Source organism: Qipengyuania sp. ASV99 (genome assembly GCF_047872805.1).
Classification (GTDB): domain Bacteria; phylum Pseudomonadota; class Alphaproteobacteria; order Sphingomonadales; family Sphingomonadaceae; genus Erythrobacter.
In genome coordinates this window covers 140,312-158,035 of record NZ_JBLQUK010000006.1, presented here as the reverse complement: position 1 = coordinate 158,035, position 17,724 = coordinate 140,312, and the positions used below count along the sequence as shown (strand labels likewise).

The 17,724-nt window shown below is 61.0% G+C and carries 19 protein-coding genes and 1 pseudogene; 6 read left to right on the top strand and 14 right to left on the bottom strand.

The window, feature by feature from the left end:
• Positions 1 to 64 precede the first annotated feature (64 nt).
• The gene (locus tag ACM64M_RS09175; RefSeq protein WP_416228379.1) at positions 65 to 1,462 is read left to right on the top strand and encodes a methyl-accepting chemotaxis protein; all 1,398 of its coding nucleotides are present in this window, start codon (positions 65 to 67) and stop codon (positions 1,460 to 1,462) included.
• Here the strand turns inward: ACM64M_RS09175 and ACM64M_RS09170 are convergent.
• From ACM64M_RS09170 to ACM64M_RS09130, 9 genes are all read right to left on the bottom strand, one after another.
• Positions 1,450 to 1,902 (bottom strand): GFA family protein, encoded by a 453-nt coding sequence (locus tag ACM64M_RS09170; RefSeq protein WP_416228378.1) that lies wholly within the window; start codon positions 1,900 to 1,902, stop codon positions 1,450 to 1,452. The genes ACM64M_RS09175 and ACM64M_RS09170 overlap by 13 nt on opposite strands.
• A gap of 7 nt (positions 1,903 to 1,909) precedes the next feature.
• Positions 1,910 to 2,779 carry an AAA family ATPase gene (locus ACM64M_RS09165; RefSeq protein ID WP_416228377.1) on the bottom strand — a complete coding sequence of 290 codons (870 nt, stop codon included), beginning with the start codon at positions 2,777 to 2,779 and terminating at the stop codon, positions 1,910 to 1,912.
• Positions 2,780 to 2,897: 118 nt separating this feature from the next.
• Positions 2,898 to 4,223 carry a serine hydrolase gene (locus tag ACM64M_RS09160; protein WP_416228376.1) on the bottom strand — a complete coding sequence of 442 codons (1,326 nt, stop codon included), beginning with the start codon at positions 4,221 to 4,223 and terminating at the stop codon, positions 2,898 to 2,900.
• Positions 4,224 to 4,269: 46 nt separating this feature from the next.
• Positions 4,270 to 4,845 (bottom strand): hypothetical protein, encoded by a 576-nt coding sequence (locus ACM64M_RS09155; RefSeq protein WP_416228375.1) that lies wholly within the window; start codon positions 4,843 to 4,845, stop codon positions 4,270 to 4,272.
• A complete protein-coding gene (locus tag ACM64M_RS09150; protein ID WP_416228374.1) occupies positions 4,842 to 5,390 on the bottom strand; it encodes an RNA polymerase sigma factor in 549 nt (182 codons plus the stop codon). The genes ACM64M_RS09155 and ACM64M_RS09150 overlap by 4 nt, the downstream gene beginning before the upstream one ends.
• Positions 5,391 to 5,451: 61 nt before the next feature.
• Positions 5,452 to 5,820, bottom strand: a complete 369-nt coding sequence (locus ACM64M_RS09145; RefSeq protein ID WP_416228373.1) for a hypothetical protein — start codon at positions 5,818 to 5,820, stop codon at positions 5,452 to 5,454.
• 12 nt (positions 5,821 to 5,832) lie between these two features.
• Positions 5,833 to 6,387: a hypothetical protein gene (locus tag ACM64M_RS09140; RefSeq protein ID WP_416228372.1), complete on the bottom strand. Its 555-nt coding sequence runs from the start codon at positions 6,385 to 6,387 to the stop codon at positions 5,833 to 5,835.
• Positions 6,388 to 6,432: 45 nt separating this feature from the next.
• Positions 6,433 to 8,409 (bottom strand): DNA topoisomerase IV subunit B, encoded by a 1,977-nt coding sequence (gene parE, locus ACM64M_RS09135; protein WP_416228371.1) that lies wholly within the window; start codon positions 8,407 to 8,409, stop codon positions 6,433 to 6,435.
• Positions 8,410 to 8,473: 64 nt separating this feature from the next.
• Entirely contained in the window at positions 8,474 to 9,646 is a 1,173-nt protein-coding gene (locus ACM64M_RS09130) for a penicillin-binding protein activator (protein ID WP_416228404.1), read from the bottom strand.
• Between the two features lie 77 nt (positions 9,647 to 9,723).
• Between ACM64M_RS09130 and rsmI the strand changes: the two genes are divergently transcribed.
• The 3 genes from rsmI (at position 9,724) to gshB (ending at position 12,001) form a co-directional block, all read left to right on the top strand.
• Positions 9,724 to 10,581, top strand: coding sequence for a 16S rRNA (cytidine(1402)-2'-O)-methyltransferase (gene rsmI / locus ACM64M_RS09125; RefSeq protein WP_416228370.1), 858 nt, complete (start codon positions 9,724 to 9,726; stop codon positions 10,579 to 10,581).
• On the top strand, positions 10,578 to 10,934 hold the full coding sequence (locus ACM64M_RS09120; protein ID WP_416228369.1) for a YraN family protein: 357 nt from the start codon (positions 10,578 to 10,580) through the stop codon (positions 10,932 to 10,934). The genes rsmI and ACM64M_RS09120 overlap by 4 nt, the downstream gene beginning before the upstream one ends.
• A 113-nt stretch (positions 10,935 to 11,047) precedes the next feature.
• Positions 11,048 to 12,001 carry a glutathione synthase gene (gene gshB / locus ACM64M_RS09115; protein ID WP_416228368.1) on the top strand — a complete coding sequence of 318 codons (954 nt, stop codon included), beginning with the start codon at positions 11,048 to 11,050 and terminating at the stop codon, positions 11,999 to 12,001.
• Between the two features lie 108 nt (positions 12,002 to 12,109).
• On the opposite strand, the pseudogene ACM64M_RS09110 reads toward gshB, so the two are convergent.
• The 5 genes and pseudogenes from ACM64M_RS09110 to rph all read right to left on the bottom strand — a co-directional run bounded on the left by ACM64M_RS09110 (position 12,110) and on the right by rph (position 15,895).
• Positions 12,110 to 12,408 (bottom strand): annotated as a pseudogene (locus ACM64M_RS09110) (GIY-YIG nuclease family protein).
• Positions 12,409 to 12,501: 93 nt separating this feature from the next.
• Positions 12,502 to 13,401, bottom strand: coding sequence for a tyrosine recombinase XerC (locus tag ACM64M_RS09105; protein WP_416228367.1), 900 nt, complete (start codon positions 13,399 to 13,401; stop codon positions 12,502 to 12,504).
• The gene (gene hemW, locus ACM64M_RS09100; protein WP_416228366.1) at positions 13,398 to 14,549 is read right to left on the bottom strand and encodes a radical SAM family heme chaperone HemW; all 1,152 of its coding nucleotides are present in this window, start codon (positions 14,547 to 14,549) and stop codon (positions 13,398 to 13,400) included. The genes ACM64M_RS09105 and hemW overlap by 4 nt, the downstream gene beginning before the upstream one ends.
• Before the next feature lie 9 nt (positions 14,550 to 14,558).
• Entirely contained in the window at positions 14,559 to 15,185 is a 627-nt protein-coding gene (rdgB, locus tag ACM64M_RS09095; RefSeq protein ID WP_416228365.1) for an RdgB/HAM1 family non-canonical purine NTP pyrophosphatase, read from the bottom strand.
• Positions 15,182 to 15,895, bottom strand: a complete 714-nt coding sequence (gene rph, locus ACM64M_RS09090; protein WP_416228364.1) for a ribonuclease PH — start codon at positions 15,893 to 15,895, stop codon at positions 15,182 to 15,184. The genes rdgB and rph overlap by 4 nt, the downstream gene beginning before the upstream one ends.
• A 141-nt stretch (positions 15,896 to 16,036) precedes the next feature.
• Here rph and hrcA point away from each other — a divergent pair, with 141 nt between their 5' ends.
• Together hrcA and ACM64M_RS09080 are read left to right on the top strand one after the other, a co-directional pair.
• Positions 16,037 to 17,113: a heat-inducible transcriptional repressor HrcA gene (hrcA, locus tag ACM64M_RS09085; RefSeq protein WP_416228363.1), complete on the top strand. Its 1,077-nt coding sequence runs from the start codon at positions 16,037 to 16,039 to the stop codon at positions 17,111 to 17,113.
• Between the two features lie 17 nt (positions 17,114 to 17,130).
• Positions 17,131 to 17,721: a nucleotide exchange factor GrpE gene (locus tag ACM64M_RS09080; protein ID WP_416228362.1), complete on the top strand. Its 591-nt coding sequence runs from the start codon at positions 17,131 to 17,133 to the stop codon at positions 17,719 to 17,721.
• The last annotated feature ends 3 nt before the right edge of the window (positions 17,722 to 17,724 follow it).

Here is a 17,724-nt window from a genome sequence, read left to right as displayed (position 1 = left end):
ATCCCTTAAACCTTCGCTAACCATATCGGGTTTAGTGCGGTGGGATACAGGGAAAGTCGCGCATATGGAACAGATTGTAATCGACACGGCCAACGCATCCGCGCTGGATCAAATTCCCGAAAAATGCGGGGCGGTCACGGTTGGCTGTTCGGATGTCGCTGGGATTGTTGAGGCGGTTATCCGGTCGTCGCAGGTCCTGCGCGCCGAACACGAAGCCTTGCGCGGGACGGTCACCGCGCTCGAAGCCGACCAGTCAAAAGTCGCTGAGGCGAGCGATGAGGCGCGGCTGCTATCCGAACGCGCGATTGAACGTCTGGGCGAAGGCACCTCGCTGATCCAATCGTCACTGGCGCAGATCGCATCTCTGCTGGACCTTGTTGATACGCTGGGCCAGCACGTCACCAGCTTTTCCGCCGCGATGGAACAGGTCCGCCGCAGCGCCAAGGATATTGAGGACATTGCCGAAACCACCAATATCCTCGCGCTCAACGCCACCATCGAAGCCATGCGTGCTGGCGATGCGGGCCGGACCTTCGCAGTGGTCGCCAGCGAGGTGAAGAGCCTTGCCAACGATACCCGCAAGGCCACGATCGAGATTTCAACGACGATTGACGCGCTGGGCGAAGAGGCCAGCGTGGTCATCGGCCGGATCGAAGCCGGATCGCAGGCTAGTGCCGCTGCCAAGGAATCGGTGGCCCGCATCGAAAGCACGATCACCAGCGTCGGCGATCTGGTCGAGGAAGTGGACAAGCAAAATGACGTGATCGCGCGCTCCACCGGCACGATCAGCGGCCATGTTGACGCAGTGCAGAACGTGCTCACCAGTTTCGATCTGGCGGCGCGGACCAATGAAGATCACCTGCAGGGCGCGCATTCCCGCATGGAAGAGCTTGAATTGACCGCCAGCGAAATGTTCGATTCGCTGGTGCAGGCTGGATTGAGCCCGCAAGACAGCGCGATGGTTGAATGCGCGCAGACCATCGCGGCCAAGGTCGCCACTGCGGCAGAGGCCGCGATTGCCAGCGGCGAATTGAGCGCGGCGCAGCTGTTCGATCAGGATTATGAGCCGATCGCAGGCAGCAATCCGCCGCGTTTCCGCACCGGCCTTACCCACTGGGCGGACCGGCACTGGCGCCCGATGCTTGATATGGCGAAGCAATCCGACGCTCATATCAGCGCGGCGGCCTGCACCGACACCAAGGGCTTCCTGCCAACACATATCACCGAAATGTCGCGCGACCCCATCGGCGACATTGCTCATGACACCAAATATTGCCGCAACGGCCGCATTTTGATGGAGGCCATCGACCACCGCGCCAAACAAAGCACCGCGCCCTATATGATGGCGGTGTACCGGCAAGAAGGCGACGGCAAGCAATACCGGGTCGTGCGCAACGTCTATGTCCCGCTGGTCATCGGCGGCCGTCGCTGGGGCGATTTCGAGCTGGCTTACGGGTTTTGATTGGGCAGAACTTGGCGCTGCGCCAGTTTGGCTGAACCTGGCCCAGCTTCTAGGATTGTCATTCCGGGCGGGAAGGGGGCCCAACTAGGCGCGCTGGCACCCCAGATAATCATGCTTGGTGGGCAGATTTCCGGATCATCCAAAGTGCCTGCCCGCACCCGCATAGGGAGCGTCGGGTCACTCAAGGTGCGGCTATACATCTGTGATCCGCAGACTGAACAAAAGCCCCGCTCAACAGTGTTACCGCTGTCTGCCACACGTGTGATTCGTGTGATCGGCCCAGAATATTGAACGCTTGCTTCATCAAACAGCACATTGACTGTGGCCGATCCGCTGGCGATGCGTTGGCAATCGCGGCACCAGCAAAACCGGGCTGACAGCGGCTCACTTGCAACAGAAAACGTCACTTCCCCACAAAAACATTGGCCGCCGTGTTCCATAAATGCCTCAGCTCGGGTTGCGCCGCGCCATGAAGGCGAGGCGTTCGAACAGCATCACGTCCTGCTCGTTCTTGAGCAGCGCGCCGTGCAGCGGGGGGATCGCGCTGTTGGGATTGCTGTCCTGCAGCACCTCCAGCGGCATGTCCTCATTCAGCAGCAGTTTCAGCCAGTCGAGCAATTCGCTGGTCGAAGGTTTCTTCTTCAGACCCGGCACGTCGCGCAGTTCGTAGAAGATATCCATCGCCTTCTTCACCAGCGCTTTCTGGATGCCGGGATAATGGACGTCGATGATCGCCTGCATCGTCTCGCGGTCGGGGAATTTGATATAGTGAAAGAAACAGCGGCGCAGGAATGCGTCGGGCAGTTCCTTTTCATTGTTCGACGTGATGACCACCACCGGGCGTTCCTTCGCCTCGATCCGCTCCTGCGTTTCGTAAACGTCAAAGCTCATCCGGTCGAGTTCCTGCAACAAATCGTTCGGAAATTCGATGTCGGCCTTGTCGATCTCATCGATCAGCAGAACGGGCAATTCGGGCGAAGTGAAAGCCTCCCACAATTTGCCCTTCTTGATGTAATTGCGAATGTCATGGACGCGCTCTTCGCCCAACTGGCCATCGCGCAGACGGGCGACCGCGTCATATTCATACAGGCCCTGTTGCGCTTTGGTCGTCGATTTGATGTTCCATTCGATCAGCGGCGCACCGATCGCCTTGGAAATTTCATAGGCCAGCACAGTTTTGCCCGTGCCTGGCTCGCCCTTGACGAGCAGCGGACGGCGCAAGGTAACAGCGGCGTTGACGGCAACTTTCAGATCGTCAGTTGCAATGTAATCGCTGGTGCCTTCAAAACGGTGCGGATCGGACGTCTGGTCGCTCATGGGTTTCCCTTCAAAACGGAATATTTGAGCGCCGCGATAAGGGGCTGCGCGGACCTGCGCAAGGGGGGCGCGCCTGTCGGTTTTGGGAATAGTCCAGCAACCGGTCGCAGAGAGCGGCCTAGTGGGACAGCGACAATATCCGCTGCCCAATCAATTCCAGCGCGGTCTGATCGAGGCTTGCCTGCGGGTTGTTCCAGCTCAGCACCAGCGCATGATCGCGGCCTTCGTGATCTTTCAGCAGCCAGGTGAGGTTGAGCACGCCCGGCTCCGACCCGCCCTTGAACCCGGCATAGGCCCAGTTTTCGCGGATATTGCCCGGCATGGAAGGATTGATCGCCATGACCTCGAACGCGCGCGCGTCGGCGTTTTCCTGCATGAAAGCGAACAGACCCATCAGATCAGCGGCGCTGGCAAACCATTCGACATCAATATTGACGGGGCCGTTTGCAAACACGGCGTTGATCTGCGCCAGACTGGCTGGGTTGCGTTCAAGCTCGCCAAGAATACCCAGCCGCGTCGCTGTGTCACCAGCAGAATAGGCGGGCGCCAGACCATCTGCGCCGCCCTTTAACAGGAACAATTCGCGCGTGGTCAGAAATGGATTGTTGAGCGCGGGCTGGCTGTGACCGCTGTCGATCATGACCTGCAACACCGCGTCGCGGCCCAGCAGCCGGATGAGCTGATCAGTGGCGGTGTTGTCGCTGATCGAAATCATCAGGCTGGCCAATGTGTGCAGCGTCACCGGTGCGTTCTCGGGCCAATCCTGCATCATCCCGCTGGGAAAGCTGCGGGTGTTCAACGTGACCACATCGTTCCATGACCGTTTCCCATCGGCAATCTCGCTGGCGAGCGCGGCGAGCACGTAGAGTTTAAAGGTCGATCCCAGCGCCATCTGTGCGTCCACAGCGCGCGCCAGAACCGGGTCTGAGCCACCCAGCGGGCCAAAGAAATAGCTGACCTCTCCAGGTAATGCCGCGAGATCGGTTTCGATCTTAGCTGGTGTGTCATCGATAGGGTCGAAGGTCTGAAACAGCAGTTCGCTGATCCTGTTATCATCGTCAGGGTCAATCGCGATACCGCCGCGCGCAATCGCCCGCTCCATGCGAATCGCCAATCCCGCGCGAGTGCCAGCCGCCGGATCGAGGCTCTCCACCGTCAGCGCTGCCCCAAACTGACCCGTCAACTGCCTTGATATTTCGGCAAGTTGCGCGGGAGGGACGGCGGCAAGAAAGCCATCGGTAAACACCTCCTCAGGCGCAAGCTCGCCATTCACCACGGCGACGACTTGATCTGCGCGCGCTTCGATGGCGGTTTGTTCATGGGTCAGCGCGGTCACGGCCTCGCTATCCTGCGCCGCCGCCGGGGAGGCAAGCAGCAAAGCCGGTGCGGCAAGCATTCTTGCGACAAGCGAAACATGCCGAACCGAATTTGTATTGAGTAGCATTATTAGTCTCCGTCTTTCCAAGAGCCAGAGGGATCGCCGACCAAGCTCAGGCAAGATTGTTTAAGCCGTCAATTTTTCGCTTTAACGCCCGCGCCGCAATCAGGTTTGCGATCGCAATCGCTGCAAAGATGCCAAAACTGAAAAGGAACGGCCCTATCGCACCCTTTACCGCCGCCGCCCAGCCAAGCGTCTGTGCCGTGCCTTGGGTAATGCCAAAATAGAACAGCAAGACCCCCGGCACCATAGGTCCGATATACCACAGCGGCACCGCGCGCAGCGCCTCGTATTGGCGCTGATATTGCAGTTTGAGATGCACCAGGCACGCTTCTTCCGGATGTCTGAGCCGGTTGCCCGCGCGCCGCTGCAAATTCCACAGCGCCAGCCAGACCCCGGCAATGATAACAGCCAGACCAAAGGCAATGACCGCTTCGCCCTTGCTCGCCGCACCAATCGACGCGCTGCCAAACACCACCGTGATCAGCACACCCGCCGCATATTCCATGCGGTTGCGCCATTTGATGCTGCGTTCGAAAGTCGCCGCGCGCGCGGCGCAGGCAGCGGGATCGCTGAAATGCGCGTCCTGCGCAGCGTTCTGCCATGCGGGAAGGGGAGGGAGGCTCATCGGGGGGCTCCTGCATCTATTGGGTGTTCAAAATGGGCGGCGAGCAGCGCTTTGACACGGTGGACCCGGACGCTGACCGCGCCGGGTGACAGGCCGGTGATCTCGGCAATGTCGGCGGTGCTTTCCCCCTCGAGCCACAGCACAATAGTCTGCGCGTCGACAGCGGGAAGCAGTCGGATCAATCCTGCAACCCTTGCCATCACCAAGGATTCGGCAGCATCGGTTTCCGGGTTTCCAGCGGCGAGGCCAAATGCGGGATCAGCAGTGGGAAGCGTGTCGATGTCTTCGAGCGGCGCCTTGCGCGGGCCGCGAATGGATTTGGCGACATGATCGGCAGCGACATTGTGCGCCACCCGGTAAACCCAGGTCTTGAGCGCACATTCGCCGTTAAACCGCGCCAGGCTGGCCCACAGCGCGCAGTGCATTTCCTGCTCCAGATCGCGCGCCTTATCCGCGTCGCGCTCTACTGCGCGGGCAAGCCGGGCAATCGCGGGGGCAAATTGTTCGCCCGCTTGTCGGTAAAGGGTTTCAGCCGAAAGTGTCATGCCCCCCTTAGTCTGTCAGTGCGGGGATTTCTTACATGGACGCTGCGAAATTTCGCGCGGACTAAATTCTGGTGCTCGCTGCGAAGGCAAACAGCACAAACCAGAACGCCAGCATGGTAATGGTTCCGATCTTCCAGCCTGCACCGGCCTCTCCCATGCCTCGCTGCCATGTCCATGCCCCGATGGCCCCGCTTGACAGCGCGGTGAAGGCAATTGCCAGCCACCCGTTCTGGCCTACCAGCATGAGAAACAGAAAACCGGTCAGGAATATCTGCGCAAACAATGCCCCGGTGAACCAGACTATCGGAACCGGGCGATAGGTGCCGTCGGGCACTTCCCAATCTGGCAGCGACACATCGGGGCGTGAAAGGCGGCGGTCGCCATAAACGATGTCTTCCTCGCGCGGGTCAGGGTATTTCTTCTCAACCATTGGTCAGGTTTGCTACCAGTCAATCTGTTCGCGATGCCTGCTGAGATGCAATTGCATCAACAGTCCACCAGCCGTTGCAGTTTGCCCTACAGGGGCATCCATACCTAACGTAGAAGAAAGCTCGCTAGCCGAAGGAGCCTCTCGCAAGACTGACTGCACGTCGGCGTCAGCAAGCAGCTCCGGACCAGCTTTGTCGCTCATAAGAATCGCAACATCGCCACCATGTTGCATTCCACGCATGAAGGCTGGACTCTTGGAGACGTAGAGATCGGAAACCAACTCCAATACGTCGCTGAAGTTATCGGGCACAAGCTCCTGCATGGCGCGAACGCCGATTGATCCTTTCTCTACAGGAGAGAGATTGGGTGCTGAGAACTTTATCAAAAATGCTTCGTAGCCCTGAATGTAGCCTAAGAAATATCGATCCTTCCAGATCCTTGGGTTGATCTCGGTATCGAATGGCTTGAGCATTCTATAGGCAAACCAGACATGCTGCTTGATCGCTTCCTGAATTTGGAGCTGCATTCGAATTTTGAAAAATTTGCGGACAATGAAAAATAGGATCATTGCTCCAAACGCGACAGCTAGCCACCACATAAGTCTTCTCCGACCTCACGCATCAATCATGTCCCGGTTAATTTCGCCCGCGCGGTTTTGGATGAAGTTGAAACGGTGTTCGGGATTGCGGCCCATCAATTGATCGACCAGTTCCTTGACCGCGAAACGCTGTTCGTTTTCGGTTGGCAGGGTGATGCGCACCAGCGAACGGGTTTCCGGGTTCATCGTGGTTTCGCGCAATTGCTGCGGGTTCATTTCGCCAAGCCCTTTGAACCGGCCCACCTCGACCTTTTTGCCCTTGAACACGGTTGCTTCCAGTTCGGCCCGGTGTGCATCGTCGCGGGCATAGCGGCTCTCTTTGCCAGCAGTAAGGCGGTAGAGCGGCGGCTGCGCCAGATAGAGCGAACCGCTGCGCACGACATCGGGCATTTCCTGAAAGAAAAACGTCATCAACAGAGTCGCAATATGCGCGCCATCAACATCGGCGTCGGTCATGATGATGATCCGGTCATAACGCAGGTCCTGCGCGTCGCAGTCCTTGCGCGTGCCGCAGCCCATCGCCAGCGTCAGGTCAGCGATTTCGCTGTTGGCGCGGATCTTGTCGGCGGTGGCGCTGGCGACGTTGAGGATCTTGCCCCGGATTGGCAGGATGGCCTGAGATTTGCGGTCGCGCGCCTGTTTCGCGCTGCCCCCGGCGCTGTCACCTTCGACGATAAACAGTTCGGTTTCGCGGGTTCCCTCACCGCTGCAATCGGTGAGCTTGCCGGGCAGGCGCAATTTCTTGGCATTGGTCGCGGTCTTGCGCTTGATCTCGCGTTCCTGTTTGCGCTTCAGGCGTTCATCCATGCGCTCCATCACTTCGCCAAGCAGCGCCTTGCCGCGCTCCATATTGTCGGAGAGGAAATGGTCGAAGTGATCGCGCACCGCGCTTTCCACCAGACGTGCGGCCTCCGGGGAGGTCAGCCGATCCTTGGTCTGCGACTGGAATTGCGGATCGCGGATGAACACGCTGAGCATCACCTCTGCACCGTTCATCACATCATCGGCAGAGATGTCCTTGGCTTTCTTGGCGCCGGTCAACTCGCCAAAACTGCGCAATGCCTTGGTCAGCGCCCCGCGCAGGCCCTGTTCATGGGTGCCGCCGTCGGGAGTAGGGACGGTGTTGCAATACCAACTGGTCGAACCGTCTGAATAGAGCGGCCAGGCGATCGCCCATTCGGCACGGCCCTGATCGCCCGCAAAATCCTGTCGCCCGGTAAACGGCTGCGCCGTCACACATTCGCGCGCGCCAACCTGTTCGGCAAGGTGATCTGCAAGCCCGCCGGGAAATTTGAACACCGCCTCTGCTGGCACGTCGTCGCTGGTGAGGCTGACGGCGCATTTCCAGCGAATTTCCACACCCGCGAACAGATAGGCCTTCGAACGGGCGAGTTTGAACAGGCGCGCGGGTTTGAATTGCCGGTCGCCGAAAATCTCTGTGTCGGGCGTAAAGCTGACCATAGTTCCGCGCCGATTGGGCGCCGCGCCCACAGTTTCGATCTTGCCTAGCGTGATCCCGCGTGAAAATTCCTGCGCGTATAATTGTTTGTCGCGCGCCACCTCCACCCGTGTGTGCGACGACAAAGCGTTGACCACGCTCACCCCGACCCCGTGCAGCCCGCCACTGGTGGCATAGGCCTTTCCCGAGAACTTGCCGCCCGAATGGAGCGTGGAAAGGATCACCTCCAGCGTCGATTTGCCGGGAAATTTGGGGTGTTCGTCCACCGGAATGCCCCGCCCATTGTCCGAAACATGCAGCCGGTTGCCTTCGTCAAGCCGCATTTCGATGCGCGTGGCGTGACCGGCGACGGCTTCGTCCATGGCGTTGTCGAGCACCTCTGCGGCGAGATGGTGCAACGCTCGGTCATCGGTCCCGCCGATATACATGCCCGGGCGGCGGCGAACCGGCTCCAACCCTTCGAGCACTTCGATAGAGGAAGAATCGTAATCGCCGCTGGAGGTAGGCGTGTTTTCAAACAGATCGTCAGACATGCGCCCGATATAGGCGCAGGCAATCCCTGCTCACAAGCGCGAGGGTCAGCGTTTTGCGCGGATATCAGCCGCCAAAGCTGGTGGGTGCGGGGTCAAGGGCAATCACTTGGTCCCCGCGCACCTCGCGCACTTCGAGCGCGCGTTCGGCGACCCCGCCGCGATCAAAGCGGAACGCGCCATCGACGCCCAGAAACCCGCCGCGATCATACATCCGGCTGACCGGAAAATCGCTGCCGACGCGCCAATCGCGCGCGATGCGCAGGGTCAGCAGCACCGCATCATAGCCCAGCGTCGCAATACGAAACGGCTTGGTGCCAAATCGCGCCTCGTAGCTGTCGGAGAACCGACGAAAGCGCTGATCCGAAACGGCCGAGAACATCGCGCCATTGACCGAACTGGCGCGGGCAAGGGCGGATTCGCCGCTCCACAATTCGGTGCCGAGAATACGAGTGCCCTCGGCCCCGTCGCTGCGCAATTCGCCCGCAGCCTGAACCGCGAGTCGCGCGCCATCTGCGATCAGCACCGTGTCGTAACCGCCGCGTGTGCGCAGCCGCTGCGCCGCACCAACAATCGAAGTGTTGCCGCGCGCATAGCGTTCAAACGCGACCAGATTGCCGCCATAATCGCTCAGTGAGTTTTGCAGCGCGTTATAGGATCGTTGGCCATAATCGCCTTCGGGCATCAGCGCGCCGAAATTGTTTGACCCATTCTCGCGAGCAAATCGGACCGTGCGGCGGATCGATTGTTCGGGGATATGTCCGATCACGAACACATCCGCGCTGGCGACCGTGGCATCGTTGGAAAAGGCGATGGCCGGGACATTGGCGGGCCGCGCCGCAGCCTGCACTGCAGGGACATTGTCAGCCATCAAAGGGCCAAGGATCAGCTTGTTGCCATCCGCAATCGCCTGACGTGCCGCTGCCGCCGCACCGCGCGAGGTGTCATAGGTGGTGATCCGCAGGTTTTCCGCATTGGTATCGAGCAGCGCCATCGTGGTGGCATTGGCCAGCGCCTGACCCACTTCGGCAGCGCTACCGCCCATCGGCACCAGCAAGGCAACCCGGTGCCTTGTCGCGTCGGTTGGCAGCGCCGTCGCGCTGGGTTGAGGCGCGGGAGCGGGGGGCGGGGCGGTTACCACGGTTTCGGTCTTGGGGATGACCTGGCACCCGGCCAGCAGCGCCGCCGTGCCCGCTGCTGCCAGACTGCGGCGGTTGATCCCCCGCGCAAGGTTTCGCATCCATTCCCGCATAAAAACCGGTTTCGCCGATAGCTTCATTCTTGCCGACCCCTGATCGCTGCTTCATTAGGCCGGGTGTGAACACGCCGGCCCCTGAATCTGTCTTTATCAAACCTCTTGAACCGGGTCTGTATATTGTTGCAACGCCGATTGGCAATCTTGGCGACATAACGATGCGAGGCGTCGACGTGCTGCGCCGCGCGCAGATCATCGCCTGCGAAGACACGCGGGTTACGGGCAAATTGCTCAAGGCCATCGGAGCCGAAACCCGGATGCAGCGTTATGACGATCACGCCACGGTGGAAACACGCCAATGGCTGATCGAGCAGTCCCGGCAAGCGCCTGTGGCGCTGGTCAGCGATGCCGGAACCCCGCTGATTTCCGATCCCGGTTACCGGCTCGTGCGCGCAGCGCGAGAGGCCGGTGTCAACGTCGCGGTCGTTCCCGGTGCCTGCGCGGCGATTGCCGGATTGACGTTATCAGGCCTGCCCAATGACCGGTTTCTGTTCGCCGGTTTCCTACCGGTAAAGGACAAGGCGCGGGCCGACATGCTGGGAAGCCTTGACGGGGTTGATGCGACGCTGATCTTCTACGAAACCGGGCCGCGTCTGGTCCGCAGCCTTTCGGTGATGGCCGATATCTGGCCGAAGCGCGAGATCGCCGTCGCGCGCGAACTGACCAAACTGCATGAAGAATGCCGCAGCGGGCTGGCTGCTGAGCTGGCAGAATATTACACGGCGCACCCACCCAAGGGCGAGATTGTCTTGCTGGTCGGCCCACCGGCTGAACAGGTGACGGCGCATGATTCCGACGCGCTGCTGCGCGAGGCGCTGGAGGAAATGAGCGCCAGCAAGGCTGCGGGAACGGTCGCCAGACTGACCGGGATGGACCGCCAGACGCTCTACGCCCGCGCGGTCGAGCTGAAATCGCAATGAGTGAAAAGCGCGTCATCGCAGACCGGAAAGGCCGGGAGGGTGAGGCGCAGGCAGCGCAGTGGCTGATGCAGCAAGGCTGGCAGGTGGTCGCCGAAAGGGTCAAGACCAAGCTGGGAGAGATTGACCTGATCGCGCGCAAACCCGGTCTTGTCGCCTTTATCGAGGTCAAGTGGCGCAAGCGCGCCGCCGATCTCGACACTGCGATCGACGAACGCCGGCTAGCACGGGTGGCAGCCGCGGTGGAGATAGTGGCGCATGAATATGCAACCGGCGGCGAAGACTTGCGGATCGACGTTATCCTGCTTGCACCCGGCAGCAGGCCGCGCCACATTGAAAACGCGTGGATGCCTTGAAATGCCCGCTCTTTCGTCATTGCGAGGAGCGAAGCGGCGCGGCAATCCAGAGCGTTTGCGCGTTGGGCACTGGATTGCTTCGCTACGCTCGCAATGACGAATGGAGTTAAGGTTTGACCCTAAAAATCGCGGTCCAGATGGACCCCATCGAAAACATCAACATCAAGGGCGACAGCAGTTTCGCGCTGATGCTCGCCGCGCAGGAACGCGGGTATGAGGTGCTCGAATATCACGTCGAAAGCCTGACATTGGACGCTGATGACCGGCTTTATGCGCAGTGCTTCCCGGTGAAAGTCCGCCGCGTGGTGGGCGACCATTTCGAGAAAGGCGCGGGCGTCCGGCTCGACCTTGGGCGCGATATCGACGTGGTTTTGATGCGGCAAGACCCGCCCTTCGACATGGGCTATATCACCGCGACCCATCTGCTCGAACGGATCAAGGGCGAGACGCTGGTGGTCAACGATCCCGCCAGCGTCCGCAATGCGCCAGAAAAGGTGATGGTGCTCGATTACCGCCGCTTCATGCCGCCGACTTTGGTGACCCGCAACGTGGACGAAGTGCGCCGCTTCATGGCGGAGCACGGCGCAGTGGTGGTGAAGCCCATCCACGGCAATGGCGGCAAGGCGATTTTCCGCGTGCCGGAAAGCGGCGACAACCTCACTGCGCTGTTCGAGGTGTTCAACCAGACCTGGCCCGAACCGCATATGGTCCAGCCCTTCCTCCCCGAAGTGGCCGAGGGCGACAAGCGCATCGTCCTGATAGACGGAGAGATCGCTGGCGCAATCAACCGCATACCGGGCGAGGGCGAGTTCCGAAGCAACCTGGCAATGGGCGGAAGCGCGCAAAAGACCGAGCTGACGGAGCGCGAGATCGAGATTTGCGAGGCGATGGGGCCGGATTTGAAGCGGTTGGGGCTGACCTTTGTTGGCATCGACGTGATCGGCGGCAAATGGCTGACCGAGATCAACGTGACTTCGCCGACGGGGATCGTGGCGATTTCGGAGTTCGACGGGACGGACCTGCCGGGAATGATCTGGGACGCGATTGAGGCGCGGTTGGGGGACTGAATCTGCTCTTAGAGGCTAGGGTCTGGCTAACCTTTTACCGGCATTGGGTGGGTTACCGCCATCCCGTCGCCCCGGGCTTGACCCGGGGTCCCGCTTGCTTCGAGGTCTTCACGCCAAGGATACAAACAGATCGTCCCATCCCGGGTTGGCTTTCTCGATCAGTTCAAACTTCCACTGGCGGCGCCAGCGTTTGATACGCTTTTCCTGTGCTATTGCGGCGTGGATCGCCTCACATTGCTCCGCCCAGACCAGCCTCTTCAAGCCGTATCGCGCGCAGAAATCAGAACCCGTCCCCTCACGGTGCAGACTGATTCTGAACGGCAGATCGGCGGTAACACCGACTACAGCGTGCCGCGATAGCGGTCGGCCATGATGTAAACCCAGCCCCCGGTGTTCTCGTGATCCATCGCCGGAGTGAAGGATAAGCGGGACCCCGGGTCAAGCCCGGGGCGACGATAAGGCAGTAGGCAGGAACGAGGTCGCTTGCTGATGTCACGCAATCAACCCTTCCGCACCCTAGGATGCGCGCTGCGATAATCCTCCAGCATCCGTGCCGCATCAACCTTGGTGTATATCTGCGTCGAACCCAACGAGGCGTGGCCCAGCAATTCCTGCAAACTACGCAAATCCGCGCCTGCGCTGAGCAGATGCGTCGCAAACGAATGCCGCAAGGCATGCGGCGTCGCCGTATCCGGCAAACCCAGCGCTCGCCTCGCCCGCGCTATTGCCTTTTGCACCATGCCTTGCGACAGCGCACCGCCCTTGGCTCCGCGAAACAGGGGTTCCTTGGCAGACAGTGGCAATACGCACAGCCGCACATATTCCGCCACCGCCTCGCGCGTGATCGGCAAAATGGGCACCAAGCGCTGCTTGCCCCCTTTCCCGGTTACCATCAACGTCTCCCCCAGCGGCACGTCACGGCCTTGCAGCGACAGCGCCTCTGCAATGCGCAGGCCGCTGCCATACATCAGCAGCAGCACCGCCCGGTCGCGCGCGCCGATCCATTCCTCGGTGGCCGTGCCATCGACCAGATCAGCGAGGTTCACCGCCTCATCCGGGGTGACGGGGCGGGGCAGGCCCTTCTTGAGGCGCGGGCCGCGCAGGCGAGGGGCGGCGGGGTCGGGATCGCCGCTTTCGGCGCGGGCATAGGCGATGAAGGCCTTGAGCGCCGAGAGTTCGCGCGCGGCGCTGGCATTGGCGATGCCTTCGCTGCGGCGCGCGGCGAGATGGCTGCGCAGATCTTGGCCCTCAAGGCTGGCGACCCCCTCCCAATCCTCCAGCCCGCGCGCCGCCATGATCCGCTGCGCCGCCGAGAGATAGGCGCGCACCGTATGCGGGCTGCGGCGGCGGGCGTCGGTAAGGTGCGCGCGCCACTGATCGAGGATATCGGCAGCGCTCATGCCTGCACCAGCCCATCCGCCACCAGGACCTCGATCAGAGTGTTGAGCACGGCCATGCCATTGGGATTGATCCCGATGCGGGTCCCGCGCTGCCAGACGAACCCGAGATCGGTGTAGGTCGCCAGCGCCTTTTCGCTCACCATCGTCGAGCGTTCGCGCGCGAACCGTTGCTCCAGCGCGGCAAGGTCGATCCCCTCGGCAAGGCGCAGGCCCATGAGCAGCGCCTCGGACACTTGCTCGTCTTGGTGCAGCATGGTCTGTTCGGCTATGCCGTGACCGCGTGTCGCCACGGCTTTGAGGAAATTCTCCGGCTTCTTGTGCCGCACTGTCGCAAAACCACCCCGCCTGCCATGCGCGCCGGGGCCGATCCCGGCGTAATCCTGATACCGCCAATAGGTAAGGTTGTGCCGGCTTTCCTGACCGGGGCGGGCGTGATTGCTGGTCTCATAAGCCGGCAGGCCCGCGCTGGCGGTGAGTTGCTGAGTCAGTGCATAGAGGTCAGCCGCGCGGTCATCATCCAGCGGAGCAAAGCGCCCGCGCCGCACATCCGTTTCAAACCGGGTCCCCGGCTCGATGGTGAGCTGGTAAAGCGACAGGTGCGAGGTGCCGAATGACAGCGCCTGCGTAAGCTGCGCCTCCCATTGCGCAGGGGTCTGATCGGGCAGGGCATAGATCAGGTCAAAACTCACCCTTTGAAAGCATGTTTGAGCGAGTTGCAGCGCCCTTAAAGCTTCTTGCACCCCGTGAAGCCGCCCCAACCAGCGCAGCTCCGCGTCCTCCAGCGACTGCACGCCAAGCGATACGCGGTTGATCCCCGCCAATGCCAAATCGGCGAAATTGGCGGCTTCGACGGAGGAGGGATTGGCCTCCAGCGTGATTTCGATATCGGGTGCAAACCCCCATAAAACTTGCGCTTCTTGCAGCAGGCGCTCGACCAGCGCGGGCGGCATCAGCGATGGGGTGCCGCCGCCAAAGAAGATCGAGGTCAGCGTCTCGTCCCCCGCCGCCGCCGCTTCCGCGCGCATATCGGCCAGCAGCGCAGACTTCCACAGGGCGACATCAACACTGTCGCGGACATGCGAATTGAAGTCGCAATAGGGGCATTTCTTCGCGCAGAAGGGCCAGTGAATATAGAGTGCGCGGGCCATGCGGCGGTTCTAGCCGCCAAATTGATCCGCGACCAGTTTCGCAAAGGCATCGGCGCGGTGGCTGATGGCGTGCTTTTCTTCTGGCGCGATTTCGGCAAATGTCTCTTGACGGCCTTCGGGCACAAACACCGGGTCATAGCCAAAACCCAATGCTCCGCGCGGCGGCCAGGTCAGCGAGCCCGCACATTTCCCTTCGTAAACAGCGTGTTCGCCGCCGGGCCAAGCGACAGCCAGCACGCAATGAAACGCGGCCGTTCGGTCGGTCTCGGGGCCAATGGCTTGCAGCATCCCTTCGACTTTGCCCATCGCCATGTGCCAGTCGCGCCCCGGCGCGCCTTCGAACCACTGCCGTTCGGCCCAATCTGCGGTGTAGACACCGGGCCGCCCGTCCAGCGCATCGACGCTCAGCCCGCTGTCATCGGCGAGCGCTGCCAGACCCGAAGCCTGCGCAGCCGCGCGCGCCTTGATGAGTGCATTCTGCACAAATGTGGTGCCGGTCTCAGCCGGCTCGGGCAAGCCGAGCGAGCCTGCGGAAATGCACTTCACCCCATATGGGGCAAGCAGCGCCGAAATCTCTTTCAGCTTGCCCGCATTGTGCGTCGCTATCACCAGCGACCCGCCCCCCAGCCGGGTCATTTTACCGCATCCAATTGTGCAGCGAAAATTCCGTCGCAGCCTATCCGGGCTAGACGGAGCAAGCGCAGCAGCGCTTCCTCATCATAGGTTGCGCCCTCTGCCGTGGCCTGCACCTCGGCGATTTTGCCGCCTTCGATCAGAACAAAATTGGCGTCGGCATCGGCGCTTGAATCCTCGTCATAATCCAGGTCGAGCACCGGTGTGCCCTTGTAAATGCCGCAGGAAATCGCCGCGACTTGTGCAGTAATCGGATCGTTTTTGATCGCGCCCGATTCGATCAGGCCATTGACCGCCAGTCGCAATGCGACCCATGCGCCCGAAATCGAGGCGGTGCGGGTGCCGCCGTCGGCCTGAATCACATCGCAATCGAGCGTGATCTGCCGCTCCCCAAGCTTTTGCAGATCGACCACGGCGCGCAAGGAGCGCCCGATCAGCCTCTGAATTTCCTGCGTCCGTCCCGATTGCTTTCCGCGTGCCGCTTCGCGTGCGCCGCGGGTGTGGGTGGCGCGCGGCAACATCGAATATTCGCCCGTCACCCAGCCTTCGCCCTTGCCGCGCAGCCACGGCGGCACGCCTTTCTCAACGCTCGCCGTGCATAGCACCCGCGTTCCGCCAAAGCTGATGAGACACGAACCCTCGGCATGTTTGGTAAAGCCGGTTTCGATGGTGATGGCGCGCATTTCGTCGGGCGCGCGTCCTGATGGGCGCATGGTTAGGATCCTTGTTTGCGAGTCGCTGTGTCGCTGCGCGGTTTGGCTGTGAACAGCGCAGGGGGCAAGCTCCGGTCCAAATGTCTGGTGGGTGCAAGCCGCAGACTTGGCGAAATCAGATGCTTTGCCTATTCAAGCCACATGGCGTCTCCTCCCATCACCGAACTCACGATCCGAGCGCGCGACATTTTTCGGCGCGTGGTGGAGGAATATCTCGAAAGCGGACAGCCAGTGGGGTCAAAGACGCTTTCAGGCGATAGCGGAATCAACCTGTCGTCCGCATCGATCCGCTCGGTTCTCGCAGACCTCGAAAGCCTCGGCCTGCTCGCCGCTCCGCATACCAGCGCAGGGCGGATGCCGACCGATGCGGGCCTGCGCATTTTCGTGGATGGCATGATGCGCGTGTCCGAACCGACCGCTGAGGAACGCGCGCAGATCGAGGCCCGGCTTTCGGAAAGCGGACCGGTGGAACAGGCATTACAGCAGACCAGCGCGCTGCTTTCCGAGCTGTCGGGTGCGGCCGGGATGGTCATGGTTCCCCCGCGTGAACAACGGCTGGCGCAGTTCAGCCTGGTGGCATTGGGACAGGGCCGCGCGCTGGCGGTGCTGGTCGGAGAAGATGGCGGGGTTGAAAACCGTGTCTTCGACATGGCCAATGCAGTGAACGGTGCTGCTGCTGGTTCATTGGAGGCGGCAAGCAATTACATCACCTCGCGCCTCGCCGGGCGAACCCTTGCCGAAGCCTCGCAGGCGATGCATGCCGAAATCGCTGCGGGCAAAACCCAGCTCGATCAGGCGAGCCGTGATCTGGTCGAACGCGGGCTGGCGGTGTGGAGCAAGGATGCCGATGCCCGCCCCGTGCTGATCGTGCGCGGCGCTGCCAATCTGCTGGACGAGGCGGCGATGGGCGATATTGAGCGGGTCCGATCGCTGCTCGATGATCTGGAAAACAAGCAATCGGTCTCGGCACTGCTCGAAAGCGCGCGCGATGCCAATGCCACGCGGATTTTCATCGGCAGCGAGAACCGATTGTTCGGGCTTTCCGGTTCTTCGGTGATTGCCTCGCCCTACCGAGATATGGAGGGCAGGGTGGTCGGAGTGCTGGGGGTGATCGGTCCGACAAGGTTGAATTACGCGCGCGTGGTCCCCATGGTTGATCTGACGGCGCGGTCCTTGGGGCAAACCCTTGGTCGTTCTCTGGGCAAACTCATTGCTTGAATGGATATTCAGAACATATGATCGACAATGACAAACCGCAGTATGATGCTGCGGCAGAAGCAGAATTGAAGGGCGTACCGGACGAATTTCTCGTTGATGATGAGGATTCGTGTGAGGCTGCTGGCCCCGATCCAATTGGCGAGGCGTTGGAAAATCTGCGCCGCGATCTTGAGGCGGCAAAGCAGGACGTGCTCTATGCCAAGGCCGAAACACAGAATGTGCGCCGCCGTGCAGAGAAAGACATCGTTGATGCACGCAATTATGCCGCGACCGGCTTTGCCCGCGATATATTGAGCGTGGCCGACAATCTGTCGCGCGCGATTGAGGCGATCCCGGAGAGCCTGCGCGGAGATGACAAGATGAAAGGGCTCGTGATCGGGCTAGAGGCGACCCAGCGCGAGCTTGAAAAGGTGTTCAAACAAAACGGTATCGAACGTGTGGCCGCAATGGGCATGCCGCTTGACCCGAACCAGCATCAGGCGATGCTGGAAATCCCCAGCGACGAACACGAACCGGGCACGGTTATTCAGGAAATGCAAGCAGGCTGGATGATAAAGGACCGCCTGCTGCGCCCCGCAATGGTCGCCGTGGCCAAAAAGCCGGGGTAACAG

What these genes read in the sequence shown, in the direction of transcription:
- ACM64M_RS09175 (WP_416228379.1), top strand. Translation starts at nt 65, where the DNA reads ATGGAACAGATTGTAATCGACACGGCCAACGCATCCGCGCTGGATCAA.
- ACM64M_RS09170 (WP_416228378.1), bottom strand. Translation starts at nt 1,902, where the DNA reads ATGGAACACGGCGGCCAATGTTTTTGTGGGGAAGTGACGTTTTCTGTT.
- ACM64M_RS09165 (WP_416228377.1), bottom strand. Translation starts at nt 2,779, where the DNA reads ATGAGCGACCAGACGTCCGATCCGCACCGTTTTGAAGGCACCAGCGAT.
- ACM64M_RS09160 (WP_416228376.1), bottom strand. Translation starts at nt 4,223, where the DNA reads ATGCTACTCAATACAAATTCGGTTCGGCATGTTTCGCTTGTCGCAAGA.
- ACM64M_RS09155 (WP_416228375.1), bottom strand. Translation starts at nt 4,845, where the DNA reads ATGAGCCTCCCTCCCCTTCCCGCATGGCAGAACGCTGCGCAGGACGCG.
- ACM64M_RS09150 (WP_416228374.1), bottom strand. Translation starts at nt 5,390, where the DNA reads ATGACACTTTCGGCTGAAACCCTTTACCGACAAGCGGGCGAACAATTT.
- ACM64M_RS09145 (WP_416228373.1), bottom strand. Translation starts at nt 5,820, where the DNA reads ATGGTTGAGAAGAAATACCCTGACCCGCGCGAGGAAGACATCGTTTAT.
- ACM64M_RS09140 (WP_416228372.1), bottom strand. Translation starts at nt 6,387, where the DNA reads ATGATCCTATTTTTCATTGTCCGCAAATTTTTCAAAATTCGAATGCAG.
- parE (WP_416228371.1), bottom strand. Translation starts at nt 8,409, where the DNA reads ATGTCTGACGATCTGTTTGAAAACACGCCTACCTCCAGCGGCGATTAC.
- ACM64M_RS09130 (WP_416228404.1), bottom strand. Translation starts at nt 9,646, where the DNA reads ATGCGAAACCTTGCGCGGGGGATCAACCGCCGCAGTCTGGCAGCAGCG.
- ACM64M_RS09120 (WP_416228369.1), top strand. Translation starts at nt 10,578, where the DNA reads ATGAGTGAAAAGCGCGTCATCGCAGACCGGAAAGGCCGGGAGGGTGAG.
- ACM64M_RS09105 (WP_416228367.1), bottom strand. Translation starts at nt 13,401, where the DNA reads ATGAGCGCTGCCGATATCCTCGATCAGTGGCGCGCGCACCTTACCGAC.
- hemW (WP_416228366.1), bottom strand. Translation starts at nt 14,549, where the DNA reads ATGGCCCGCGCACTCTATATTCACTGGCCCTTCTGCGCGAAGAAATGC.
- rdgB (WP_416228365.1), bottom strand. Translation starts at nt 15,185, where the DNA reads ATGACCCGGCTGGGGGGCGGGTCGCTGGTGATAGCGACGCACAATGCG.
- rph (WP_416228364.1), bottom strand. Translation starts at nt 15,895, where the DNA reads ATGCGCCCATCAGGACGCGCGCCCGACGAAATGCGCGCCATCACCATC.
- hrcA (WP_416228363.1), top strand. Translation starts at nt 16,037, where the DNA reads ATGGCGTCTCCTCCCATCACCGAACTCACGATCCGAGCGCGCGACATT.
- ACM64M_RS09080 (WP_416228362.1), top strand. Translation starts at nt 17,131, where the DNA reads ATGATCGACAATGACAAACCGCAGTATGATGCTGCGGCAGAAGCAGAA.